Source organism: Moritella sp. F3 (assembly GCF_015082335.1).
Classification (GTDB): domain Bacteria; phylum Pseudomonadota; class Gammaproteobacteria; order Enterobacterales; family Moritellaceae; genus Moritella.
In genome coordinates this window covers 77,881-103,429 of the sequence record NZ_BLRL01000006.1, presented here as the reverse complement: position 1 = coordinate 103,429, position 25,549 = coordinate 77,881, and the positions used below count along the sequence as shown (strand labels likewise).

The following is a 25,549-nucleotide window of genomic DNA, read 5'->3' as shown; positions in this document are numbered from 1 at the left end:
TGCGTTAACGAGAGTATTCACGGAGTTGGATTACTGAGATTGGTGTTAGGGGATGTTAATCTTAACGTACAGCTAACGTAGTTATAATACCGAGCACAATTCATCAGTAATGAAAATGTTGTCTTCATGTTCGTTATAGCCATGCTCAACAGCTAACGTGTTCACCTGTTGCTTTACAGCTTCAGGTAGCTCAATAGTAAGCTGATCAATCACATTGGTATAACGTCGTTTATATAGTTCATAACTGATTTCATCGTTTTTACATTCAATTTTCGCCAATTCAACTACCTTTTCAGGGTAGTTAACATCTGGCCACTCATTGATTTTACTGAAATGAGTTATTATGTCATCGAGCGTCCAAAAGACTTCGTGAATTACAGACCCTACAATAAGGTCATCTCGGCCTGCAGCTTCTAATACGGTACCAATAATTGATTTAATATCACCAAGATATAGAGATCGACCTGCATCAACAAACTCTGGTTCTAGTTCATCACACTGGGAGCTGTAAATGGCGCCACAATCGAATGCTTCTTTGTAAGTGCCATGTTCTGCACGGTAAACAGCTAATTTAGACATAAGGTTTCCCTGTTTTGTAAGTTAGGCCACGTAAAATTACGCGTGTTACTGGTTATCCTGACGTAACGTTTCGGTGATGAGTTCATCACTAAAAAACAGTTAAACATAGTCAAAATGCAGATGTGCTAAATGACGGTGCTTAACTGTTTTCAGTGTAAGTGAGATTTGAGTGTGCAGTGTCTATCGATAAGAGCGACTAGATTTGTTTTACATTGAAGATTAGAAGTGAGGCGTTTGAACACACTAAGCCTTGTGCGTTTTTTAGTATACGTTTAATCTTGCCTATATCAAGTGCTATATACCCCCTACTTCGACTGAATTAAGCCATTGCTTTAAGTCAGGCTTTTGTTGATGGACTGAAAGGGCGGCGGTAAAATTAAAAGCCTGACTTAATAACAGGCCATTATAACCATGCATGATGTCATAATATAATTGTGACTTATAAACTAACCAAGCCACCAGCAAGTAGATGATTCAAAGAAATGTATTGGTATTAAATAGTGTGCAATGGGGAAAGGGATAGGTGCCCGACATAAATGCCGGACTATTTATCAATTATTAGATACGTTTAGTATTTACTTCAAGATTCCAAACATGAACCTTTACGTCGGTTGTGCGTGGGACAGTTAAGTTGATATCGTTAGCCTGGTCAGCTGTCATGCCGAAAAGGGAGAGTTCAATGTTATAGCCTTTATCTGATTGACCATCACAGAGACTACTTATTTCAATCTCCGCTTCTTTGACGGCAGAGTCAAAATCTGTTGATTCCAGTACACACAGTTCACTATTGAATTGATCATTAAAAGCATACCGTTCGTGATCTAATTTATTATTCATGTTGTAACTCACTTTTCCAAACTGGAGGGTTGTTTATTGGTACCATTGATATGATACCCAGTGGTTATTCTATTAAATAAAAATCCCGTCATGAGATACGGGATTTAAGTTATGGTGTAATTAATCAAGCATTACTTTCACCTAAATATTCTGGATTTAACGGTAAGCCCTTTACCCATGTTTGAATTTGGATTGGACAATCACCGTTACGTTGTTTTCTAAATCTGGTGGTACTAACTAGGTGACACCAGGTTTTATTTTCTTTTGAGATACCAATGCCGTGTATGCACCAAGTATCACCGTTTTGGCGGATCTTCATATTGTACTTTAAAGTTCTAGCCATATTTATTTACCCAAGTTAGCTTTTTGATTCAAACTTTACCGTATCAGAGACACGAACAACGTTAACCGTTCCCGTTTCACTGGAACTGATCCAAGCTGATTTTATATCTTCTGGTTTATAAGAATAACAGTGCTGGTAGGTGTCTTTAAAAAAGAAGCTCACATTAAACCACTTCCCTTCTTGATCGACAGCTTTAAAATCACCGCCCATTTGATTTATCACCAATGATTTTTTTATACCGTATTGTATAAGTAACTCCAGACATAATTCGCTAGCAATGTTCATAAGTATTTCCTTTATTGGATGGTTTAAGTATTACCCTAGACAGTGAAGTTTTTAATGAAACTAACTGTCTAGTATCTAGTAAATTGATGATTAGATAATTACCAAGGTTCCTGATAACCATCTAAGATTTTGGTGTTTCTGCGTTTAATATACGCTTCAGCTTCGGCTACCCAATCTGGGTGGGCATAAATGAAAAAAGCACCCAACTAAATGTTGAGTGCTTTTGGTTTGTATTAATTGCTTAAAGCAACGTGTTCACTATTCGTTAAACAATCCAGTCATTGATGTATTGCTCAATTGATTGGCCATCTTTTAGATCTACAGGGTAAACACACGTATTCAGTGCTGTTTCTGTATACCCATCAGAAGCCATGCAAAACTCGATACTCTCACCAAGTTCAGAAAGATCTATACCACTAGCTTTAGCGTGCGCTTTTAATAATAACTCATGGTTATCATAACGCACCGCGCCTGGCATGCCGGCTAAGTCTAGTGGGAAGTGCACAACAAAGTGATAACCCGTCTTGTTCAAGATGTATAACTCAACACTCGACAATACTTTAGCTTCATTATCGGCTTCAAGTTCTTCTTGTACATCTTGATCAAAGGTACTAGTTGCTTCATCCAATAAGGACACAAAATCTAATGAATCTTTTTTTGCTAAATGCATCATGACACATAACATGTCAGTCATTTGAATCTCAGCGGTTTCACCAGTTATACGTGTTTCAACAGCAAAAGATTTTACTGCGTTCTTAGCCCATTGAGCTCGATTCGCGTTTGTAACCATGATTTAAATTCCTTGTGGATATTTGTAAGTAAAGTGCAGGTTGCACAGGTTGGTACCAACGGGCCGGTTGATGGCCTATTGGTGTATCAGACTCTATTTAGAAGTCTGTTATTAGGTTAGGGATGTTAAGCCTTAAGTTGTATTTAGATAACTTATTGAGATGTCACCTACTCGTCACCAAGTAGAAACAAAACCTCGCGTGAACAGTTTGAAATGACCGGTGAGGCTTTTGTTAAGCCGTGAACACCAATCAAAGACTTTAAAGCCTTTAACACTCCAGGTTCATGCAAAACACTTTCTAAGTGAGGGTAAGTGTAAATCACACATTTACCTCGAAACCAAGAATAGATACCGGAGTAACGTGTTTCATCTTGACCTGTACCGCAAATCAAATCCCGATGACACGGGAAATTACGATTATCAGTCAGCCAGATTAAACCAGACAAAGAAACGTTAAACCCAGCTTGCTTTGTTCCCCAATGTCCCCCCAGATTAATAGGAGTGAAATCAGTTAGGTCTGTGATCCAATTTTTATGCATAACAGATCCTATATTGTTTTATACCAAGCCATTAGTTCTTCTTGTTTCTCTTTGTGAGCTTTTTGTGTTGCTTCGATCGGGGTTAAACCATCGTCAAAGGCTCTCTTCCAAAACTCGGAGTTGACATCGACAATGTAGATGCATAAAGCAATACCAAGACGTAGGCAAAGTTCACCATAGGTTTTCAAGTTGCCACCGATCTCTGGTATTTTGAACGCATTAACGAAGTCGTCAGCTGCTATACTTTTGCCGTAATTAGATTTAGCATCCATTTTGTCAAATGACTTGAAGATGTCTATGCCATGATCAAGCTGGTCAAGCATATCAGGTTCGCTATCCATATATTTCTCACAAAAGTGAAAAAATAAATCAGACTCTTTATTGTTTGAGTCAGATAAAAAGGTTTTAGCTAAGTTGATAACATTTGTCCGGCTTACGCAAAACTTCCCTTCATTTTCTTTATCAATGATGAAGTAAATCGAGTTTAACTCTTCGGCTAACTGTAAAGCATTCATGATTAAGCACCCACACCAGCAAAACTAGAATTTGGTTTAGTGCATTCCCAAACTATTTCAGTTTTAGTATGATCAGCAACTTCAATCGCAATAGCCTCAGCTTCAATAGCGTCAAGGTAATCGGTTTGATTATCATAACCATACTCTTCGGCTCGGCCAGTGAATGAGACTTCATACAAGGTTTCTTCTTGGTTGTCGTCCCCAATTTCACTAATGATTACGTGATTAGTGTATTTTTGTTCCATATTGAAAATCCTGTAATTGGATGTTTGATAATTTCAGTGACACGCACTGTTTTTGTAAGTTATATAAATCAACTGTGATGGCTATTGCTACCACAGTGAATCTATAAATTATAAAGCTATTAGCAGTTCAGATAACTCTGCTCCAGCAGGCATTGCACAAACCATCGCGACGGCTAAAAGTACAAGACCCTTTGCAAAAGTAGTTACCTTAAGATTGCTAGATAACAAATGATCTAGACCAGCTAGCACGCCCATTGATGCAATGATTAATTGCATAAGAATGGCGTAAATTCCACCAGCCTCAATCGAGTAACTACTTACGAAACCCATGATAGCCAATAAGAAGAAACTTATTAGGTCCTTAGTTTCTGAGTTAAGATCGAAAAACTCTGAGTTAATTTCAGTATTTACGGTTGAAGTAGACATTACAGTTGATGCAGTCATAATTTGAAAGTCCTTTAATAGGGGGTTGGAAGTAAGGTCAAAGCTAAATGCTTTGTGTTGCTGGTTAACCTGATACAACGTTTGAGTGATACGAGATCACTAAAAACAGATAAGCGGAGTCAAATTGCTGATACAGCAAAAACAGTGCTTAGCAGTTTATAGTGTAATTAGTTTGAGAGTGACGTCGTCACGCGAATGTGACAGGGTGACTTTAGATGTATTGGTGTTTCTGTATTGGTTTTAGAAGTGAGGCGTCTCAACGAACCAAGCCTTGTACGTATGTCCTTACTCTACTCAACATAATAAAGCATATCAAGTGATTTAGAATAAGGTCACTGGTAGTAAGTATATTAAGCACTCCCATTAAATAGGAGTGCTTAATTCTTTTAGTTGTTTTCTGGAAGTATTGGGACTTTTAAGTTCCACACTTGTCTTTTTGGCCACATGTTTTTTAATGATTTAAACATGTCGTTGAAACTATATCCTAAAGATTTAACTTTCAATTCACGATAAGGTGCAACAACAATTTCATTAACTGTTACTGATGTGTATTCACCGTTAACAGCATTAAACATAACATGATGATTGACTTCATCATCAATGAGACCAACATGAGTTTCATTATGTGTAAGCAGATTTCGCTTACCATTCTCAGTTTCAAAAGTGTACATTGATGCAAAACTGTTTTTCACCGGCGTGCATTTAACATCACAGTTAAAGCCCTCACCACCAGCAGCCTTAATTTGAGAGGACAATGGTGCCATCAGCAAACGTTTAGCTTGGGTGATATGTGAGGTTACCTGGTCGTTTACATCAACACAATCAGGGTCTCGCACTTTTTCTAAGTGATTGGCCATTTTCCGCAAATCATTTGGCGTTATATCTTCTGTCCGAATAGTGTATGTGTCACCATTGTTTGATTCTGAATAATAAAATTCAGGTTCGGCGATATCTTCTAAATAGCGAATTTTACCACTTACAGTTGTAATGTTTGTCATGAACTAGTCCTTTAATATTGGATGGTTGATTTTGTGCTAGATGCACATATTGAATAGAAATACCCGAAGTGCACTTTAATTTAGTACAACGAAATTGTGGTTAGTTATACATTAGGTATTGCGTACCATGTATCAGTTAGATCATCATATTCAGTCAGTGAGATGTCCCACGAACGTATTGCATCACGTAATGACTTGTAAGGAAAACCAAACCCATCCCATAAAATATCAGGTGAAAGGATCCACCATACATCTTTACGTACTGGGTCAGATTTCAAAGCAACACGATCTAATGTCGGATGCTTTTTGTCAGTTATCTTACCTCTTGAACACTTCAATGCTTTCTTTGGTAATGCGTTAATATCATCCATCATTCTAAAGATTGGATCGCGCTGTTCCATTTCAATGCTACGGCGTATACTTGCCGAGCCTCTGTAGTATGCTGCAGCTCCCATTACACACCTCGTTTACGAAACTCTATCACTTCACAATTATGTGAAAATGCAGTGTTTAATATACTAGGAAACTTTTTATCAAGATATTCAACGATAAAGTTACTTGTAGATTCACGGCATTCCCCTATTTCAAGGTAAATGGATTTCGGTTCATCCGACGATTTACAAGTTTGAAGATAGATTACAGAGTCCTGTAAGATCTCATTAAACGACTTTGATGTAACTACTACAGGTAGAAAGTAACTCGGTGATAAAACCACTTCAATATTTGACATTGCTAGGCATCCTTTATGGAAAGTTGAAAGGAATACACCCTTGCTGGGTGTATTCCTTGTAAGTTAATAAAAATCTTAGGTGTTGTTAGGTAGGGGTACTCTCATCTCTATTGTGCAAATAGAATATCAACCTCTGGAATATTTGCCTTAATGTCACTTAACTCTGAGTAAACTCGTAAGTTAAGCTTCTCATATGCGTTAAATTCATTTTGATTTATTAATATTGAATCAAGTGGATATTGCTCTGAATTTCCACAAGTAAAGCATCCGACTTCTAATGATGCTGAACCACCTAAGAAATATTGAGCATAACGATAGTCAGCTTCATTTGAAGTTGTTTTATCCGTTGTTTTATACAATGCATAAACTTCTATCTCAGTTGTTTCAACATACTTCAATTTTAACAAATACAAATGTACAAGTTCATCAACAACGCCCGATGACCACAATGTAGATTTAAACCACTCCCAACTGTTATCTTCTACCTGCTCCCATTTAGAAATACTGTGCTTTTCTATATCAAGGGTATTGTTCAGTTCGCATTTTAGCTTTTGGTGATTATGTGTCATCACATATAAAGCTACCATACAGGCGTATTCGTTGCAGCTAAGATCATTATCAAGAATTCCGATAATTTCCGCATCATCGACCATCAAATACTCGCCGGTCGTTTTGGCGAGATGAAAAACTTGTGTTGCTGATAGCTTTTTGATGAAGTTTATTATTGCTCGGTTAAGCAATTTATACATAAGTTCACCAGTATCTTCATCAAAATCAGATACAACTTCAGGCAGTCCATCTATCTTTATTATTTCATCTACAAGTTCATTAAATAGTGAAGTGAATGTTGTAGGGGTTGTCATTTTGGTCATGATATTACCTTTGTAATGTAATGCGCAAAGCGCGGTTTGTTTGGGTAAGCTGAATGCTTAAGGTTGGGTTTATAGGTTTAAATTACTTACTAAATTCGATGACATCAGTTTCCGCTTCAAATGCAGCATCCAACAGACCAGTAAATTGTTCATCTAAGTAATCAGTAATTAACTCACCTGTATTAACTCTGCTTTCACCTACTTCCAAATAGCAAATGTCAGATTCAAAATCACGTTGTGAGAGCAATGATGATAAAGGGCTTTCGTTCAACGATTCAAATGCATTAGGTGTTATTTGAACTGGAAATAAAACTCTAGGTGCACTGATTGTAATTACATTTTTCATATTGATAAGTATCCTGTTAAGGTGATTTGAAAGTAAGACCGCACAAAATGTACGTGTTGCTGGTTAGCCTGGTTGCAACGTTGAGGTGAAACACGTTCACCAAAAACAGATAAGGACTTTCTAAAGTGCGCGTATAGCAATAGACAGTGCTTATCTGCTTACGGTGTTTTGTGTTGTTAAGTATTTATTTCTGAGTGTGACGGCGTCACGGAAGATGTTTTGATTTGTGTATTATTTAGAAGTGAGGCATTTAAACACACTGAGCCTTGTGCATAATATTTATTCTATACTTAACCGATGTTCATTTCAATAAATTGAGTAATGTGTATTTTGAACCATGTTACATTTAGTAGTAAACCACTTGATGATTATGGAAAACAATTTATTTTATTGATATTGATTTCGTATCCTCTAGATTATACAACCCCACTAACAACCTCCCCTTGTAAAAGTGACCATGGAAAGACTGATCTAAGCGGTCTAGATAAACATCAAAAACTGTCCCATTGTATATCTCCATCTTAAACTCGCTAATATCCACACCTTCTTTATAATATGAATCAATGAGAAAGCAGAAAAAGTCTAATAATGATTTTTCAAATTGGTCACGAATATCATCTGAAATCCGGTCGATACCAAATCTTGTAGTTGTCTTACTAATAATATCACATAACCTGCCAACTACTTTTTTTTCGTAAATGCAGAAGGCTGATTCTATACCATAAGCCCTAACACCCTCCTCTGAGAAGGAACTAAGCCTTTCAGATTGAATCGCGTCACTTACAACATATTTCCAGCGCTTTATATCTTCTTGTTTATTGTTAGATATTATTTCCATTTCAACTTAAACCTTCTAATAAACATCATTTTCAGTAATAGACCATTAATAGCCTATTTTAAAGTATGAACATTTGCTTTAGCGTACAAGCCATCTTGTAGCTTGTCGATGGGAAAATTAAAATCTCATAAGGCTTTGTCCGTGACTAAACAAAATCCGTTATAAGCCTGACTACTTTTCTTAACTCAACATATTCTGTCGCAACAACGATCCCTACAACAACCCCTAACGCAAATACAAACAACGCAGTTTTACCAATTGCTTTTATCATTAAATCATCCCTCATAGCTTGTTCTGTATATTTTATAGTAATTTAAAGTAGATAAGTGAGTTTGCCGAATGTGAGTAGTTAAGCAGTTCAATAAACAAGTGAATATCGTGTTACGTATCCACCAGCAATAAACTCCAGTGCGTCAAATAATCCTAAAATTCAGCCATCCAACAAATACAAAAGACGTTTTGTTATGATTGATTATCTTTCATCTAAAATTTGCAATTCACTTATGCCAGTAGTGCATCTAAAGCCTGGAGACCTAAAGATTGGCCATTATATTCATTTGCCACCAAGTTCTAAGGTTCATCCATTTTTCTTCAGTTCATTTAGGATTAAGAAACACAAACAATTACAAATTATCCACCAACTAAGTTTAGATTTGGTCTTAGTGGACTTCAGGTTAAGTAAAATTAAACCTAATAATTTGAACGTGAATGTAATTAATCCAGTGACATGTATTGCAACAGAATCAAATGCAATTGAAGATGAAGCGGCCACTGGTGCAGCAGATGAATTAAAATTTGATATACAAAGCGCCTACAAAGAAGACCTAAAAAGTCAGCTGGATTGGTGGAACATCATTCAAGATGCCAATAGAGGTTTTGAAAATAATGTAGTACTTCTGCAAGACGTATACTGTAAAATAACGGTTGAATCCAAAAAGGCGATTCAGTATTTAAACGAACTCACAAATGTAATTCTTGATCATTCTAAGCTGGACGGTAACTTTAACTTTGTTCTTTGCACTGCAGAATTATCCATTGATGTGATATTCCAAAATGCAATTAACGTTGCTGTCTTGAGCTGTAAATTAGCCATTCAATTAGGTCTTAATAGTAAAGAATGCTTCTTGATAACCCAAATCGCGTTACTCAGTAATTATGGATTATTCTGGGTTCCTCAAACTATTAGAAACAAAAGAGTTAAGTTAAATCAGTCGGAAAATAATTTTCTGAAAATGCACCCTGCGTATGCAAAGAAAAAGTTACAAGTAGTAAACTCATTTACCCCAAAATTTGTTCATAGTATTTCGCAGGTCCATGAGAAACTAGATGGCAGTGGATACCCTTATGGTACCAAGGGTTCTAAAATCACATCTCATGCAAGAATAGTTGGACTGGCCACTTACTATAATTCATTATGTAATTCTTCTACTTCAGCCCAACGTCTGTCACCTCACCTCGTGATTTTAAAATTAGTGAAAGAAGCGGGTACGCATTATTCAAAAAAACATATTGGTCAATTGATTCACATTTTAGGTATTTACCCTACAGGCACCATACTCAAATACCATGAGCACATTGGGCAATCATATATGACTTTACCAGATAGGATAAAAAATCCCTTCTTGGTTAGTTTCACGGATATTCAATCTAATTTTAAATCTAGGATTATTGATACAGGTTTGATTGACAGTGTACATATCAACCCAATCAACACTGAAGATGTGGATAAAGAATATGTCACCAAATTTAGATTGAGGAATAGATACAATATCTATTGTACAACCGGTTAAGAAATAAACCAGGTTCAATGAAAAGCACCAGATGGCAAGATGTAAATGCTATGTGTGTCTTGAATCTAAGTAGCGATTAAGTGATATAGCAATCAACAATTAAACTACAGACAATAAAAAAGCACTCCATATAGGAGTGCTTTTTTGATTAACAGCATAGGCTATTTAGTTTTTGGGTTTCCAGTAACAACGAAATTCGTTAATTGATATTCATCTCGCCACTCCATATTGCAAACATTACAGCTTACTTCTTGCCATGCTATGCGTGCATCAATTTGAGCTTTCCCTCCATCGATGTCTGTTGAGTTACAGTCTTTGTTATGGCAATGATTCGAATCTATAAGATATTCATCATTAGATTTAATTGTTGTTGTACTCATAGGGCTTGATTCCTTAATTGGATGTTTAAAAGTTGTTTTTTAGTTCGCGTAATCTTACGATTGCTTCACGAATACATTCACGTTTTCTTTGCCTATCACCGTTATGGCGATCTGCAAACCAGCGTTGTACTTCCATGCCCTGACAAATTAATGCCCTGCCTTTAGTACTTTGTTTAAATACACCACTTCCTGTATTAAAGCCGAAGTGATTATTCCCCTGTTTACGAGACTTTTGGATGCTGTGGTTCATTGCCTTTTCGTAGCTCATTCTTTCTCTCCAATTTGATGACTAACAAATAACTTCAGGCACAAAACCAAGAGTAAGGCATTCACGTACACGCAGATTGCCAATTTTCTTGTTTAACCAAGCATCAAACAGTTGTTGCCAACGACCGGCATAGTAACCAGCTTTGGATTCACGCTGACGCTTAGTTTTACATTTAGCAATTGCAGCTTGGTATAGACCTTCATTTTCAGCTTTAGCACGTTCCATTAGAGCAGTGTAAATAGCTCCGTAAGTGCCGTCGTTTAATACTTCACAAGTTGGTCCAATAGCATTCTTTTGCTCTGCTAGTTGTGTTGTCGCTTGTTCTGTCATTGGATATCCTAATAGGTAGTTTGAAAGTTAACGTGCAAATACACGTTCAGTTGTTTTTAGGCGCCGTAAGGCCGTTTAAGGGCGGGAATAGGTGTATTACCTACCCCGCCAAGTTAAAGATTAAGCCGCAATGTTAAGTCCCAGTTTAAAGAGACCCGATGTGCTGCCTAACCGTAAGTTGGTAGAGAAAGATTGATTGGCAATATCGATATCAATGTCTAATTCTTCAGCTGCCTGCGAGGAGGTTCTTAACCAACCCTTTAAGCGACCAAATTCGACATTCAACTTGCAAATCAACTCCTGATTGAATCGAAAATGTAGATTTCTATTTTGATAAGCACGTACATCAAAAAGTATGTGCATTTCACCCGTGTTAGTATCGCGGAATAAAAACGTTTTACTCCCATTTGAGGACCAATCAAAGCTGTTCGCTCTAGAGGTACCTTTCGTGTCGAAACCAATATTTGCCGCAATTGCGCAAATATCATCAAGTAAATCAGCCGAGCGATCTGCCAAGCCTTTTACACGATTACAACATCCATTATTTAAACCACCGTGGTCTGCTAGTACAAACCGGTAATCGAGACTGTAACGGTCTAGATTATGCGGTTTATCATAGTTGTAACGCCACTCATCTTTACCGAAAGTTTTTTGATTAGATTTATAGTTAATCAGGTTCGCTTTTGTTGTCAGTGTGTCTAAGACTTCCATTAACTGCGAGTCAAAGTACGAGTTGGAATGTTTGATCACCCAGATCAAGATCCCATGAGCATTGGATGGATTAAAGTCAACGTGCGTATGTTCGAGCAAAGTGCCTAATAAAACCTTTCTTGAAGAACTCGTTAACCGGTCTGTGATGCTGCTCAAACGATTAAACAGTTCATTCCAATACACATCCTTCAATGACGAGACTTTCAACTGCAACGCCTCTCTGACACCATCAAGATTAATGTTCAACTCTTTTAATATATCTGGTGACACACCTGATAGACTTGAGTATGTTGAAATTAGCTTTTCTAGATCGCGTTGATAGAAACTATCGAGCGTAGTAATTAGGTCTTGCTCTTTAATTAACTCTGTAGAAACTTTATCATTCAAGTCTTTTACCGAATTAATCTTCTGCTGACTGCTTGAAACCTCCGTTTTTGAAATTTCAATTTTGAAGTGTACTCCAAACCATAACTTAAACGGATCTACTGTAGGTTTTGAGCTATGAAAATAAGCCCTATCCCCACGAAGTTTAATTTTAACAATGTCAACTTCGACCCGTGCACTACGGTCAGCATTGAGAAAATCAAAACGACCAAGTACTTCAGATTTTGCTTTACGAGATTCAATTGCGTTAGCTATTTCATTTGAATCTTCCCATCGTTTAGGAATGACAAAGTAGATACTTTTAGCATTTGCCTCGGTGATTATTTTAATCACCCACTGAATAAATTCACTGTAAGGAGGGTTACAAAAAACAGTATCAACACTTTTGTCGATCAGTGTCTGTGAATAAAAGTCTGTTCCTACTACGAACACATTTTTATTCAGTGCGTTAAGTAAGGGGACTGACTTTTCAATCGCAAACTTCTTACCTTCTGTCAGGTACTCAAGCGCTCTACCATCACCAGCTCCCACATCTAAAATTGATGGTTTACTAGTTAAGTTTTCATCCATATCCGCCTTTATGACTTCAAGAATTTCATTTGTACTTGGGTACCATTCAAAGTCCTGGTCCACAGCTTTAATTTGTTGAACTAATTGTTTTGTCGCATTCATAATAAAAATTGCCTTTTGAATGTTAGCCACCAGCGTTACGCTAATTGCTATGCCTTATTAGGGCGGGTTGGGAGTTAGGCAGTGCAAAATGCACTTGTCGGTAATTAATGCCTTAGACCGACTGCTTGTGTAGGAACTACACGTAACAGCTATAATCTCTTTGATTTGAATATCAAGAAAACATAGCTAATACGAGTAAAAGTGTTTTGGTGTTAAACTATTTAGTTTTTGCTTACGCGTAGAGGTGAAACTCAGTTATAGAAGGTAAGTCAAATTTTAGGTGCAACAAAACGCAGCATACCATTTAGGTATATCGGATAAGGTTGGAAGTGTGACGACGTCACGGATGTATTTAGTTTATTAATGGATTCAGTGGAAGTGAGGCATTTAAACGCGCTTAGCCTGACGCGTAGTCAGCATGATACATCTTGGTGTGTATCAGTTCAATACTTTAGGCGATTAAGCCTTTGACCATTTCTCTAAATCTTTAATAACTCGATTTATATTACTCTCCCATAACCCTAAAAGTGAGAACACTGAGGCAGACAATGTAAAAAGTAAAAGTTGTAGCGCTTTATCATCGACAAAATTAAGACTGTACCCAAATAAAAATAAATGTAGGCAAATTACTAAACATTTTTTGTTCTTAAAGAGCCAAATTTAAAAAGGGTGTCTTAATATGCTTTTTGTCATCTAGTTGATACCTTTGTATGGGTTAATAATTAACTTATCATTGAAATAGATTTCAGGCACACAATTTCAGCGTAAAATTCTATTCAAATCTCCCCACCAGCAAAATCGGTCCTATTAAACAACGTAACAAGTTAGGACTATTTGGCCGTGAGTGCATAATGATAAAATCTATGCGCCCAAAAACGTTATTGATTTGATAGGCATCAATAGGATAATAATTGTGATGATACTTACAACAGTGTCTTTAAGACTTAGTTAAGTATAAATCCAAAATCTCATAATAAAAAAACCCAGCTAACAATTAGCTGGGTTTTTATGTGTAACAATGAATTTGAGTTTAATTCTTATTCTGAAGATTCAAATCCTGATTTGATTCACGCTCTTCTAAATCAGCTAAACCTGATTCGCAATTCACGCAAAATATATGACCAGACTGCTCTTTCAGTGCATCACTGTAGAAACAGTCAGGACAAGTAATTGTAGTCGTGTTGTCTGGTTTATCATTATCTTCAAGCGATTTTAACATTCCAACTTGGATGGATTTGGCCATGCTGACTAATAGTTCAGCCATCTCAAAACCACTTCCGGTACCCATGTTAAAACCTTTCTTCCCTTCACCCATACAGCCGGTACAAGGGAGTGCTTTCATATCATAAAAGCGAGATGGTCCCGCTGTACAATATATTTCAACTTCTTGACCATCAGAACCAGGTTCTTTAGGGAACTTAGCAACTAATGTCTTTTTGTGTGAGTCAAATGATTCCGGCCCACACCAATTGGTACCAAAAATTTGTCTTTCATGATCTCGAACTACGAGTAAGTCTTTAAACATGGGATTACCTTTTTGAACATAGGGCGAAAGATCGCCCTTATTTGGAGGGTTGTTAAATAAAGGCCGATTTATAGTGCAAATGACATTTGCGCCATCTCAGGGCTTTCTTTGATTTTTTGAAGTGCGACGTCAAAGTTTGCTAATACCGAGGCTGGAATATTGTTCTCACAAGGTCCAGAGCCCACAGCAATCGCTTCACATGATTCAGAACAAGAGCCTGTATCAAGACTTTTCGTAAACCTAACTCTATCTGCCAGTTCTTCAATGGTTGAAGATTCATACATCGTAGCTATTCCCTCTAAAGAAAGATAACCGCGATACATAACATTAGATGGAGTTTTACGTGTTTCAACTATCCTTACATCTTTATCATCTATATGTTTAAACCACACACGAGCAAGACCAGGATTTTTCTTCAACGCCAAAGCTAGCTTTGGAGTTGATTTCTTCATACAAAACAGGCAGTTACCCTCATCCTCGTCAATAAGAAGGTCGAACACTTGCTTTTTCCACCAGCTTAAAATTGATGGTTTATCTATCTCAACTAGATCTGCTAAATACCTAACATTGGTTTTTGGTTTTAGCCGCTTAGGTTCATCTGACCGCATACCAAGCCAAGTGATATAATTGCCTTTACCAAATCTTTGATTGCAATATGCTTCAAACGGGTCTTTCTTCATTCTTTCACTGCAAAACTCACCACCACTATAAGGTGTCCCGTACTTTTTCATCATTGATTTAAATGGTTCAAAAGGAGGCATGCGGTGAGTCGATAAATCTTCAGGTCCGAATACTTCGAATGAGTTACCCTCTCCTAATATTGGATTAATAACTGTTCTTAGAACAATAAGGTCTATGCCCCAAAACTTGACGATTTCTCTTATAAATCGGTACGTTAGGCCATGTTCGACCCCCGTATCGCAATACACATAAAAAACGTTCCATCCGAACATTTTTCTAGCAATTTCCATCAAAAAGACTAGATATGCCGACGTGCGACCTCCAGAAAATGAGACTACATGATTAATTTCACTCATAGGGTGAATTCCTTTGGATGTGCGATAAATCGCGGTTTGATAGTTAGGCCAAAGCAGAATTGCTTTGTGTCGATGGGTAGCCATAAATCGACGTTTGTGAATAATGATGACTCACAACAAACAGCTAAAACCAGTCGCGATCAATGATGGCAAAAGACAAGGCTTAGCTGTAGGCAGTTAGTAGTTTGGAATTAGCGTAAGGCAAAAGTGACAATGCTGAATATGCAGAAGACTAAAGGTTCATGTTAGTCTGTTATTTGATGAGGTGTTGCATGAGTTGAAAAGTAAATTCTCAGGCTAGTATTGAACTAGCCTGAATATTTATATGTTTTAAACTAATTTTTTAGCTAATTTTTATTTGAGTGAGCAATGTAATACAGGCCACCTGAAAAAATTAACAATGAAGTTATGAGCATGATACCGCCAAAAATTTGTACGCTGGTCATGAACTACTCTCCCCTTTAAATTCTTTTGATAAGACAAAGCTTATCACTGTTGCAAATGTAGTGCAAATAACGACAAATACAGATTTTATTGCACCTTGTATTGTTATGCCATTACATACGCTACTACTGAAGCCACAAGGGCCGTAAAGGTCTTGAATTGCCCCAACAAATAGCTCTGGTATAAGACCAACAACTGTCGCAAGTAAAACGACTTCAACTATAAGCTCGCGGTAATTCTTAAGCATAGTATTCGGACTTGTTTAGTTTGTTGTTCCACATTTGTTCAGTGGGTACCGTTAGGCTACTTACTTCATTAATTATTTCAATCATAAAGCTTCCTTGTATATGCGATAGTTCGCGGTTTGATAGTTAGGCAAAAGCAGCATTGCTTTGTGTCGATGGTTAGCCTTAATCGACAATTGGTGGGCAATAATAATTAGCCACACAAAACAGCATGAGCGAGTCAATAGATTGAAAGTGCAACCAATGACATGCCAAAGCTCTTTAGTGTGTTAAATTTGAATTTTCTGATTTTCCATGAGGAAATGGGTTGTATTAGAACTGCTTGGTATTTGGAAGTGAGGCGATACTCTTCCGCTGTATTGAAAGGTATTTACGCGCTAAGCCTAGCGAATAGGATCATCTTAAGCGTTACTACTTCTTATTTCAAGCACTTGGTTCGCAATACACTGCTATTGATAATAAATGTAAAAGCAACGTTTCCGATCTCTCATGAACCAAATCCGACAATTTAAGCAACGCGCATCCTATTAAGAAGGACGAGTTCCTATTGAGATGGTGCAAGGCCCTGTCCATTAGAATAAGTCACTTACGCATTTACGTCAGCAATAATAAACAGTACCTAGTACGCCATGGGATTTTGTGATAATCTTAATAATCAAGTCAATGGAGGCTATTTATGTTTAACGTTAAGACATTAGTTGGTATTGCAGTTGGTTGCTCTATTAGATCAGTAATAGCAATTGCGTCATTACAGAATTCTGACGTAGTTAGACAGCATTAAACATGGAAAATACGATTGACCCGCTTATTCGCTCTGTTGTAATGGAAGCTTTTAATCCTAATACGTCAGAAGCACAACTCTCTGCAGCGCTAATATATAAGCGTGAAGCTAGAACCAGCTGCATATCTAACGTGGCCAGCAAACTCTATGCACGTTGTTATATCTCCGAATGGCAAGAGCAAGCATTGTTCTACACCCCTATTCGAGACGTCAGGCTAACTGAAGCCGCTTACTCATGTATTGACGAGGAAGAGGTGAACATTCCTTACTACGACGGTAAATTAGCGAATAGTCCATTAGGTACCAAGTATCTAGTTGTCGAACACTCAAAATAAGGCAACTTAATACGGCCGTTATAATTGGGTTTGCTCTTGGTTAAGTAATTGGCACAACACCGATAGATATATGAGGATAAATAATGAAAATGTATGATTGGACAACTGAATATATACACTCACAATTAGAGAATCTTTGTCATGAAGATATCGTAAGAGTTGCTTTGTTTGTTATGAAGATAGAAGAGCAAAACTGCAAACTAATGGTTAACCCAAGGTTGGAAAGTGTAATTCAATTAGCTCAAGATTGGCTAAATGGGGAGTGCACACCTAGTGAATATTCAAGAGTTAGAACTGAATTGTACAATGAAACACCGGACTTAATTGCCTCTGGACTGCTTATTTTACTTAATGAATCCAATTTTAGAGCGGTTAAATACGGCGCTATGACCATACGCTCATGCTTGAAGCAGATGGAATCAGGAATTGTAGAAAGGAATGATTTTAGATTAACACTTATAAAACTCGAAATATGGGGTCACATAGAGTCTCTTGATAAGCAACCTATTCGAGTCCATGGTAAATTATGTGTCGTATCTTGAGTTAGAGCGAATCATTAAAGGGTATCCAAAGATTATGTATAAATTACTTTTCACATTGGCAGTTATATTTTCAATTTCATCATTTGTTATTGCCTTATTGACAGACAGCCGTACAATTATTTTAAGTTGCTTCTTTCTGGCCACTACGCTGAACTTAATCGCTATATATTTAGGGCGAGCAAAGAATAAGTAGCCGCAGCGGATACAGCAACAATCAGGACGTTCTTGCAAAATAAAATCAAGTGCACAGCTTAAGTGTTAGCACTTTCAAATATGGAATGGAAAAATGAATTATAAGATTACGGTTGCTAAAAATGATTATTCAAATAAAAAACAGATTTCCGCTTTAGAGATCATAGGTTTTGTTTTTAAACCCTACGTACCCACCAGTTATGATCGTATTTTAAATGTGACGGCGGCAGGTAGATTTGAAATTGACAAGATAGCCACAAATATTAAAAAGGGCGTATCGTCTCCAAATCCACGGGAATCCTTATTTGTAGATGTAAACATTTCCACTTTAGAAGAATTGCAAGATTTCATTGAAACTCACGGAAAGGTTATTGTCGACAAAGATGTGATTATGATCTACAACGATTTCATTGAGTAATAGCTGAATATAGGAAAGTTATGATTTTAGACCCTAGGTTTTACTACGTTTATCCAAATTTAGAGCTCACTGTATGTCAAGGTGTTTGCTACACAGCGGTAAAGAATAAATGGACTTTCGTCGCGCCAGATGAACTTGGCATAAAGTTAAAGATTTCTAAAACTAACCAAGCTGAATTTTTTGAAAAGCTGATATCAGCAGCAAGAGTGCATAACTTTACTTTACCTGCAGATCTCAATACGACTAGGACTTTCAATCTAAAGCGTATTTACGTTACGAAAAGAATTGTTACAACAAAAATGGTTGTTAGAGAGAGCGATAAAATGGTACCAAAATCCATTAGTTTTCAGTTTATCAAGGATGATATTGTTAGTTTCACAGCCGCGATCAACAACGCAGTCAAAGTTCGTGATATTGGACGTCTTTTAACTGATGCTCTAAAAATACGAGTTCAAGAAGATCAATATGAGTAATTAACTATTCCATCATTAATGAACTTGGTAGGTAACTGGAATGAAAGGTTATAACGAACACCAGCATGTAATTAGAAGTTACGATAAAGGTGGCGACAAAGGTTTTAATTTGCTGACTACATGCAATAAGACCGGTAAAAAAGTGGGTAGCGGTGATTGTGAAAAAACTTGTGGTTCATTTGCGGGAAGTGATGACGTAAAACAACAGGTTCTTTGCTGGAAACAGTAAAGTCTCTTTGTTAATACAGTAGTAAAAAGGCCCTAAGCCGCCAACATCAGCTTCGATATGAGGCATACATGGTAAGTTATATTTCTGAAGTGTCGCTCTATAATGCATATTTTAGTTAATTTTGAGAGGATACACCCCCTCATAGTAAACTTTAAAATACCCCAGCCAGTAGAAATGTACTTTACATTTTATTAAAATCAGAGTGAATTTCTAAAGCAGTCTTCTTACCTACCCCTTTAATAGCCTCAAGCTCTACGACTGTCATAGAAATGATATCTTTGTAGCTTTTCCCTAGTGTGGCCAGTTCCCTTGCTACATTCAGCCTAATTGAAGGGAGGTACACCAGCATTGACTCTAAGTTATTACTGGCTCGAGTAACGCCATGATCTGTCACACCAGATGTACCAACATGAATATTCTGTCGGTCTTTTTTGTTTCTGTTCACTAATGGATTTCCGGTCTTGACCTTGTAATAGAGCTCCTGCTCGATGAACCCCTGGATAAATTTATTGGTCAAATATGCCGTATGGTTAAGGCTAAAGCTCTGAAATACCGACTGGCCTAGAATTAAATCTAAATAATTAATCATGCCATCTACCATTTTTATTTGCGGTAAAGAGTGATACAAACCCTCGCGCCCCTCTTGTTGACTTTCGATGATCCAGATCACTCTGAACTTTTTCCCTTCGGCTATCGCAGCCAAAGCCGCATTGTAATATCGTTCTCCCTGATCGTGCGCGTGATTATTGAGAATACTTTTATGGAAATCCGAGATCACTTTTCGTTCAATAAGCAGAATATCACCGGTTCTTGTATCTTCAATTTGAATATCAGCAAGTGGCAATGATCCATAACCAACCGACTTGATTTTAGAAGTTAACATTAAGTTATAGAGCTCTTCAGGCTCCCTTGTGTCGACTGTAACAACGGTGTGCTCAATTGTCGCTGCTTTAAATGGGGCTGAAGATATGTCTAATTGTAATGATTCTTGATAGAGCTCCGCTTGCGTAGCCTGTCCTCGATGCGGTTGTGTCCAGTTACTAGTACTCTTATTACGACTGGGCTTGAAATCCACTACGTTAGGAACGCTATTTAAAATATTTGGTATTTCACTGCAGAATACGTGAAGCCGTTTAGCTGTTATTTGCTCTCCCAAATCCGTCAAGCCCAGCGTGTCGATATCAATCTGATGAGAGAGTAGAAAACTTCTAATTTTCTGGTCTTCATTGATTGTTGAATTAGATATTTTTAAACTGCCTTGTTTTTTACCAATGTAAGCTCCGTTAGTGCTGCCTTCAAGATAAAAACGTACAGGTAGTTTCTTTCCCTTTGGTGTCCAAGGTCTAAATTTCATCACAACTCCCAAAAATATAAAATGTCATTATCAATCTTCTTTGACTAACGAAGTAACCCAGATTAGCTTTCTGGCAAATTATTTGTACATAATACCCTGTTGAACTTGATTGTAGATAGCTACAAATCCAATTCGACTAAAAAATATCGTTACATATCATGTTGAGGTTTAACTACATTCAATTACTCATACTTAGTTGTTCTCTAAATTACAAACCGGATTAATACAATTATGATTAATCGTGATATCTAACTGCAAACAAAACGTACCTAGTACTGTCATTATGGTACATTAATTGAAGAAACAACATCGGATGTTCAGTATTAATGGTTCGTCATAAATACTGTCTTGGCCACTTTCTAAATCACGATCAAAATAATCATGGTAGTTAATAAGGAATTCAAGAGAATGAATAAAGTAATGAATATCAAAAAATCAATGTTAATAGGTTCAATTATAGCCCTATCAGGTTGCAGTCAAATCGATCATTCGACTCAGTACACCCCATTAAATAATTGGGTTAAATCAAATACACTTGAGCAGGCTAAAAAGAGTGAGACTTTGACTCACAAAGGCGAGACATTACTTAAAGTTTGCGCTGACCTTAATAGAGACATTGATTCAGATTTGACCAATTGGTATTGCCAAGAAAGTGTGATACTGAGTAATGGTAATGTAAAATATGCTTCGACAATCAGTCATCATTACGTAGAGGGCTTGGAATTATCTGCGGATAAAAAAACAACCACAATTAAGACTAGCATGGTTGAAGATGGTTTAAGAATATCCGCTAATAATGATACATTGAATTTCGATTTTACTGTACTTATGGCGATTGAACGCAAGGAAATAGAAATAGGATTCGTTGAATCACCAGTAGTGGCAAATTGTGAAGGTAAAGTTTCTTATTCAGCACCTTCGGCAAATGGATTTATATTTGAAAATTGCTACTATGAATATTCAAAGCATATTTAATAGCGATTTAACTTTCGATTAATATAACCTTTCTGGTGGTTTGAATACTGCAATAAAACAAACCACCATAATCGCACGCCTCCCCCACTATTATTACAATGCCAATAAACGGCTTCGTTTGGTAACATTGATTTCATAAAGTTACTGTTTGGTGTTCTGCCAGTCATCAACAATCTTCAAACAACTAACTGGTAAACATTAGTCTGTAATGACAATTGGAGCACTTACACTTTACCACTGAACGAGACTTACCTGATATTACAAAATCTTAGCGATGTACAAATTGGTAAGCTTCACGATCCCATTCGCCATATAAAATAATGAAACTCCACCAGCAGTCAATTTATTATCAGAAATAAAACATCTCATTTTCTGTTAATTATGATAACTTTATAGGCGAGTGTTCAGTACGCTCGTTAGCCGACCTTGGCGAAGATCACAACGCATCAACTGTTGTTACCCTCATTATTAACTGTATATCTTTAGCAGTAGCAGTGAGTCGGCCATTGTGTCACTGCTTTTAGAGGTACAGTATGTCTACAGATAATCTAAGATTTCCTTCCGGAAGAACCGTTCGCAAAATTAAACAAGATGCGAAAAAATCTAAAAATCAATTTAATAACTATACCGAATCTCTCAACGCTGCAGCTAAAACTAATGGGCTCGACATGCCATGGGATAAAGCAGTACCTTATTTGGCAGAGTATTGGGATAAATGGTTTGCAGTTGACATATATCAGGAAGATGCGCCCTGGCAAATAGATGTGCGGCATGCACAGTTCACAACAAAAGAAGAAGCAGAAACATACGGAAAAACCTTTTCAGGTTCATTAAAATGGATAGGCGGTGATCAACCACTTATTCACATTAATGATAGAACGGGAGATACAACCTATTTAAACAATTCTGACGTCAGACTTTGGCGGGTTAAAAAAGAATGTGAAGATAAGATCAGTATCTCAATGCATGACATGGAAAGGTTGCACGCGCCTTTTCGTCAGTGGTGTGAATTATTTGGTAATGACAAGCCTAGATTTGAGTCAATAGCTTATGGGGCTGAATACGGAGATGACGACGGAACCGACAAGGGTACCGGCCAGAGTTCGGTTCCAACTGCTGATGTAGAAGCATTTATTGGACTTGAACGTATAGGCATTAAATTTCGAGCTGAGCAATCAGAAGCCAATATATACCAAATTGTGCACAGCTATGACACTGAAAGTACATTTTACTACCTGTTAACGAAGGCAGAAAAACATGAAATTGAAAGTCTCATCGCTGCATTACACTTATTAGTTGAAGAAGATGAACACTTCCCAAGTTACTACAGTGGGGGCAACGCGCTTACCGGTTCATTTGTTGCGAGCGTCATCAAAGAATGCTTCGAGCAAACCATCATCACCGCCGAACATTTTAACTTTAATGCCTTATCGAATGATGCACAAGAAATCGACGTTGAGGTGATCAATATATTCCATATTGAAGATGGCTTTGATAAATCCCAATATGATGTTGCTCCATACACAAAAGCGTATTCCACAATATATCTTAATCGGATAATCCCCCTCTTCAGGCTCTCAATGGGATTACCAGAAGACCTCGAAGAACATAAATGGAAACTAGTCAACATTAATCCAAATGCAATAAATCGTAATGAGATCCCACTTGAGGTAACTGATGTTAAGGTCAAACAGGCTTGGATGAAGCGCTTTGATCTTGAGGAATTAATATTTCATTCATTTGGTACAGACCTAGGCTTAAGTCGTGATGATGATTTTTCAGAAATACATGGTTTTTACCAATCGTATGAAGAAGACGCCCACACCTACCCAATTTATAGAGTTCAACATGAAGACTTTGTGTTTAATGCCACTTAATTATTGTCACTTTAAGTAATCAGGGATGCTAACAAATGCGTTATGGCCACATAGCGCATTAACTAACACCATTAAACTACAACCAACCTCATCACACTGTAATATTTTTCCCTTCCCCCTAGACAACATGATCACAGTGCCTTAGTCTTAACTAATGGGCTACAGTGCTCATGCCGCTGCCGTGGCAAAGTCGATGACCTACTGAAAGTAACTCCATTAATTATATTTCTACCGCATGAATTACCATGTGGTTAGGCAGCAACTACTTAAGGTGACTTATGCAAATCCCACTACTATCTACCGATCTTCCGAATAATTTTAACAAAGTGGCCAAGTATATTGGACGACACTGGCCGACAGGTAAAATAGGGCTAAACAACTCCCGTGAAACATTGGCCTACTTATTAGGATATAACTCAGTCCACGAAGTCAATCGAGTGGCACTTACTAGATCATTACCTCCCCAAATTCAACTTAAAGAAGTACATTCGAGCATACTCGGCAGAGCCCTATATAAATACGGTGTTAGGCCTAATGAAATGATTGATTTGATACAACGCGCCCCTCTAAAAGAATTAGCGTTTTATGATGTTACCGACAAAGCACGCGTGCAACGTATGCATGCTAAACACCGTGGTGCAGGTATGTTTTACAATATCGATGAAATGCATTTAATAAATAGCTACGAATCACCGCGGTTGATCATAGAGCAACACAAACAAAAACTATTACCCCCATATACCTACGCCGTTAATTCAGACGGTCAAATATTTGATTCTAACGATTATGAGTCTGTGCTAAATAAATTAGGCGACATTGATGCATTAGTTGCAGAACTGGGGACTGAGATAACGGTACCAGAATTTATCACGACACACATACTACCTCTTGTTTGGGTCCCGTTGAATGATTTCATACTTTACACCGACTGTAAGCAAACAAATTGGAACACACCCGAGCATATAGTCGTGTACCACATCAAAAACACCTGTGGACTTCATGGTTGGGTTTTGTTCAACCAAGGCGTGAAAGCGTATTACCCTACCCTATTTAAAACCGTCACGAGTGTTACAGAGGCACTTAAATCTATCTATCTAAATGAAATAATCCTAGGTGGAGAGTTTATCGATGGTGAATTTGATTTGACATGGGCAAGCAAAGTCGAGATATCTAGTTCAGAGTATGAGTCATGGCACACAATTGATTTTAATAACGCTGAGTTAATCAGTGTTAGTGATCAATCTTATTTAAGGCCTAACCGAGTTCATGGATATAGCGAAATTCATAACCACACAATCATTTCAGTTCTGCCTTGGCAGAAAACACCTGCAGAAGTAATTACCGGTGGCGTGATACCACAAGTGACTATTGACGAACATTCTACCATCACGCATTCAAAACAAGCTGTACTTGAGTTTGCAAAAGGTAAGCTAGAACAAGGCCTGTCATTGGAAAAACTCTTACTATCCATTTTTGATGGATTCAAACTTGATATTAACACGCTTATTAATCGTGAGTCCGGTGATCACGATGACGCTGATGCCGATGCTGACATAGATCCTGACAATTTAGAGGACTGGACTACACTCGGTGCGCTGGTGGAGAAGTACCATCCTGAAATAATTACCGCTTTCGAAACACCGGTTATAGGCTACATTTTTAAAGATTATAAGGAATTCGTACATGGTGATCGATTTACCTGTAGTTGTAATAGCCGTGATGTCGTGTTTCTAGGTTATTTACTTTCATACTTGCCTGGGTACAAATCTAACTGTAACTCTGATGATATTGCGTTAGCCGGCACCATCGCTTTAGCCCTTGTTCCTAATAATGAAAAAGGAAGTGTCGAAGGGTTATTCAAGGATGTGTTACGTTTGCTGAAAAGGCATTCCAGCCAAAATTCAGATATCTGCGACATCATCAAGCATTCTAAACGAATTGCGTCTAAAGATGCTGCATATATCACCCATGGAAACCTTGTGCACTATCAAGAACGGTCGAATAATGAAATGTTAGGTGAAATGGCGAGAAGAGGCCGAAAGTATAACTCTGGCATCTTAACGCAATACCAATCAAATAAGGTTTTGTAGTGATCTAACCATTAAAATCAAAAAAGGGTAACGCGATTCATAATTGCGATACCCTTTTTAAATGTGCTGGTGGCGTAATCTGTAACACCACCAGCACATTAATATGTCTTTGTATTAAGCATTCACTTTTGATCTA

Annotated in this window: 31 protein-coding genes; 9 read left to right on the top strand and 22 right to left on the bottom strand. The window is 37.4% G+C overall.

Translation table 11 applies throughout. The features are described 5' to 3' along the window. Positions 1-81: 81 nt before the first annotated feature. The 15 genes from JFU56_RS12045 to JFU56_RS23165 form a co-directional block, all read right to left on the bottom strand. Positions 82-579, bottom strand: a complete 498-nt coding sequence (locus JFU56_RS12045; RefSeq protein WP_198437538.1) for a hypothetical protein — start codon at positions 577-579, stop codon at positions 82-84. A gap of 558 nt (positions 580-1,137) precedes the next feature. Further along, on the bottom strand, positions 1,138-1,416 hold the full coding sequence (locus tag JFU56_RS12040; protein ID WP_198437537.1) for a hypothetical protein: 279 nt from the start codon (positions 1,414-1,416) through the stop codon (positions 1,138-1,140). 124 nt (positions 1,417-1,540) lie between these two features. Then, positions 1,541-1,759, bottom strand: a complete 219-nt coding sequence (locus JFU56_RS12035) for a hypothetical protein (protein WP_198437536.1) — start codon at positions 1,757-1,759, stop codon at positions 1,541-1,543. A 15-nt stretch (positions 1,760-1,774) separates the two neighbouring features. Then, a complete protein-coding gene (locus tag JFU56_RS12030; protein WP_198437535.1) occupies positions 1,775-2,044 on the bottom strand; it encodes a hypothetical protein in 270 nt (89 codons plus the stop codon). Positions 2,045-2,309: 265 nt separating this feature from the next. Further along, entirely contained in the window at positions 2,310-2,834 is a 525-nt protein-coding gene (locus JFU56_RS12025; RefSeq protein ID WP_198437534.1) for a hypothetical protein, read from the bottom strand. Positions 2,835-3,001: 167 nt separating this feature from the next. After that, a complete protein-coding gene (locus tag JFU56_RS12020) occupies positions 3,002-3,373 on the bottom strand; it encodes a hypothetical protein (protein WP_198437533.1) in 372 nt (123 codons plus the stop codon). An 8-nt stretch (positions 3,374-3,381) separates the two neighbouring features. Then, positions 3,382-3,888 (bottom strand): hypothetical protein, encoded by a 507-nt coding sequence (locus JFU56_RS12015; RefSeq protein ID WP_198437532.1) that lies wholly within the window; start codon positions 3,886-3,888, stop codon positions 3,382-3,384. A 2-nt stretch (positions 3,889-3,890) separates the two neighbouring features. After that, positions 3,891-4,133, bottom strand: coding sequence for a hypothetical protein (locus JFU56_RS12010; protein ID WP_198437531.1), 243 nt, complete (start codon positions 4,131-4,133; stop codon positions 3,891-3,893). Positions 4,134-4,241: 108 nt separating this feature from the next. Then, positions 4,242-4,577, bottom strand: a complete 336-nt coding sequence (locus JFU56_RS12005) for a hypothetical protein (RefSeq protein ID WP_198437530.1) — start codon at positions 4,575-4,577, stop codon at positions 4,242-4,244. Between the two features lie 386 nt (positions 4,578-4,963). Then, positions 4,964-5,575 carry a hypothetical protein gene (locus tag JFU56_RS12000; protein ID WP_198437529.1) on the bottom strand — a complete coding sequence of 204 codons (612 nt, stop codon included), beginning with the start codon at positions 5,573-5,575 and terminating at the stop codon, positions 4,964-4,966. Between the two features lie 104 nt (positions 5,576-5,679). Then, a complete protein-coding gene (locus JFU56_RS11995; protein WP_198437528.1) occupies positions 5,680-6,030 on the bottom strand; it encodes a hypothetical protein in 351 nt (116 codons plus the stop codon). A gap of 382 nt (positions 6,031-6,412) precedes the next feature. Next, positions 6,413-7,177, bottom strand: coding sequence for a hypothetical protein (locus JFU56_RS11990; protein ID WP_198437527.1), 765 nt, complete (start codon positions 7,175-7,177; stop codon positions 6,413-6,415). Between the two features lie 82 nt (positions 7,178-7,259). After that, positions 7,260-7,523, bottom strand: coding sequence for a hypothetical protein (locus tag JFU56_RS11985; protein WP_198437526.1), 264 nt, complete (start codon positions 7,521-7,523; stop codon positions 7,260-7,262). A gap of 382 nt (positions 7,524-7,905) precedes the next feature. Then, positions 7,906-8,361: a hypothetical protein gene (locus JFU56_RS11980; RefSeq protein WP_198437525.1), complete on the bottom strand. Its 456-nt coding sequence runs from the start codon at positions 8,359-8,361 to the stop codon at positions 7,906-7,908. Between the two features lie 145 nt (positions 8,362-8,506). Then, positions 8,507-8,632, bottom strand: a complete 126-nt coding sequence (locus JFU56_RS23165; protein WP_256432186.1) for a hypothetical protein — start codon at positions 8,630-8,632, stop codon at positions 8,507-8,509. Positions 8,633-8,825: 193 nt separating this feature from the next. On the opposite strand from JFU56_RS23165, the gene JFU56_RS11975 reads away from it, so the two are divergent. After that, the gene (locus JFU56_RS11975) at positions 8,826-10,151 is read left to right on the top strand and encodes an HD-GYP domain-containing protein (protein WP_198437524.1); all 1,326 of its coding nucleotides are present in this window, start codon (positions 8,826-8,828) and stop codon (positions 10,149-10,151) included. A gap of 161 nt (positions 10,152-10,312) precedes the next feature. Here JFU56_RS11975 and JFU56_RS11970 read toward each other — a convergent pair whose 3' ends face one another. From JFU56_RS11970 to JFU56_RS11945, 6 genes are all read right to left on the bottom strand, one after another. Beyond that, on the bottom strand, positions 10,313-10,531 hold the full coding sequence (locus JFU56_RS11970; RefSeq protein ID WP_198437523.1) for a hypothetical protein: 219 nt from the start codon (positions 10,529-10,531) through the stop codon (positions 10,313-10,315). A gap of 25 nt (positions 10,532-10,556) precedes the next feature. Continuing rightward, positions 10,557-10,799, bottom strand: coding sequence for a hypothetical protein (locus JFU56_RS11965; RefSeq protein WP_198437522.1), 243 nt, complete (start codon positions 10,797-10,799; stop codon positions 10,557-10,559). A gap of 21 nt (positions 10,800-10,820) precedes the next feature. After that, positions 10,821-11,129 (bottom strand): hypothetical protein, encoded by a 309-nt coding sequence (locus tag JFU56_RS11960; protein ID WP_206759246.1) that lies wholly within the window; start codon positions 11,127-11,129, stop codon positions 10,821-10,823. A gap of 120 nt (positions 11,130-11,249) precedes the next feature. Next, complete coding sequence (locus tag JFU56_RS11955; protein WP_198437521.1) at positions 11,250-12,896, bottom strand: DUF4942 domain-containing protein; 1,647 nt, start codon at positions 12,894-12,896, stop codon at positions 11,250-11,252. 1,030 nt (positions 12,897-13,926) lie between these two features. Then, on the bottom strand, positions 13,927-14,421 hold the full coding sequence (locus JFU56_RS11950) for a hypothetical protein (protein ID WP_198437520.1): 495 nt from the start codon (positions 14,419-14,421) through the stop codon (positions 13,927-13,929). A gap of 68 nt (positions 14,422-14,489) precedes the next feature. Further along, positions 14,490-15,458, bottom strand: a complete 969-nt coding sequence (locus tag JFU56_RS11945; protein WP_242065953.1) for a phosphoadenosine phosphosulfate reductase family protein — start codon at positions 15,456-15,458, stop codon at positions 14,490-14,492. A 1,472-nt stretch (positions 15,459-16,930) separates the two neighbouring features. On the opposite strand from JFU56_RS11945, the gene JFU56_RS11940 reads away from it, so the two are divergent. The 5 genes from JFU56_RS11940 (at position 16,931) to JFU56_RS11920 (ending at position 19,117) form a co-directional block, all read left to right on the top strand. Continuing rightward, complete coding sequence (locus JFU56_RS11940; protein WP_198437519.1) at positions 16,931-17,263, top strand: hypothetical protein; 333 nt, start codon at positions 16,931-16,933, stop codon at positions 17,261-17,263. Between the two features lie 83 nt (positions 17,264-17,346). Then, positions 17,347-17,805 carry a hypothetical protein gene (locus JFU56_RS11935; RefSeq protein ID WP_198437518.1) on the top strand — a complete coding sequence of 153 codons (459 nt, stop codon included), beginning with the start codon at positions 17,347-17,349 and terminating at the stop codon, positions 17,803-17,805. Positions 17,806-18,091: 286 nt separating this feature from the next. Then, positions 18,092-18,415 (top strand): hypothetical protein, encoded by a 324-nt coding sequence (locus tag JFU56_RS11930; RefSeq protein WP_198437517.1) that lies wholly within the window; start codon positions 18,092-18,094, stop codon positions 18,413-18,415. A gap of 20 nt (positions 18,416-18,435) precedes the next feature. Then, positions 18,436-18,888, top strand: coding sequence for a hypothetical protein (locus JFU56_RS11925; protein WP_198437516.1), 453 nt, complete (start codon positions 18,436-18,438; stop codon positions 18,886-18,888). Between the two features lie 40 nt (positions 18,889-18,928). Beyond that, positions 18,929-19,117, top strand: coding sequence for a hypothetical protein (locus JFU56_RS11920; protein ID WP_198437515.1), 189 nt, complete (start codon positions 18,929-18,931; stop codon positions 19,115-19,117). A gap of 181 nt (positions 19,118-19,298) precedes the next feature. Here JFU56_RS11920 and JFU56_RS11915 read toward each other — a convergent pair whose 3' ends face one another. Further along, positions 19,299-20,471 carry a hypothetical protein gene (locus JFU56_RS11915; RefSeq protein WP_198437514.1) on the bottom strand — a complete coding sequence of 391 codons (1,173 nt, stop codon included), beginning with the start codon at positions 20,469-20,471 and terminating at the stop codon, positions 19,299-19,301. 408 nt (positions 20,472-20,879) lie between these two features. On the opposite strand from JFU56_RS11915, the gene JFU56_RS11910 reads away from it, so the two are divergent. The 3 genes from JFU56_RS11910 to JFU56_RS11900 all read left to right on the top strand — a co-directional run bounded on the left by JFU56_RS11910 (position 20,880) and on the right by JFU56_RS11900 (position 25,413). Next, positions 20,880-21,446 carry a hypothetical protein gene (locus tag JFU56_RS11910; RefSeq protein ID WP_198437513.1) on the top strand — a complete coding sequence of 189 codons (567 nt, stop codon included), beginning with the start codon at positions 20,880-20,882 and terminating at the stop codon, positions 21,444-21,446. Between the two features lie 533 nt (positions 21,447-21,979). Then, positions 21,980-23,323 (top strand): hypothetical protein, encoded by a 1,344-nt coding sequence (locus tag JFU56_RS11905; RefSeq protein ID WP_198437512.1) that lies wholly within the window; start codon positions 21,980-21,982, stop codon positions 23,321-23,323. A gap of 278 nt (positions 23,324-23,601) precedes the next feature. Further along, positions 23,602-25,413 (top strand): hypothetical protein, encoded by a 1,812-nt coding sequence (locus JFU56_RS11900; RefSeq protein WP_198437511.1) that lies wholly within the window; start codon positions 23,602-23,604, stop codon positions 25,411-25,413. The last annotated feature ends 136 nt before the right edge of the window (positions 25,414-25,549 follow it).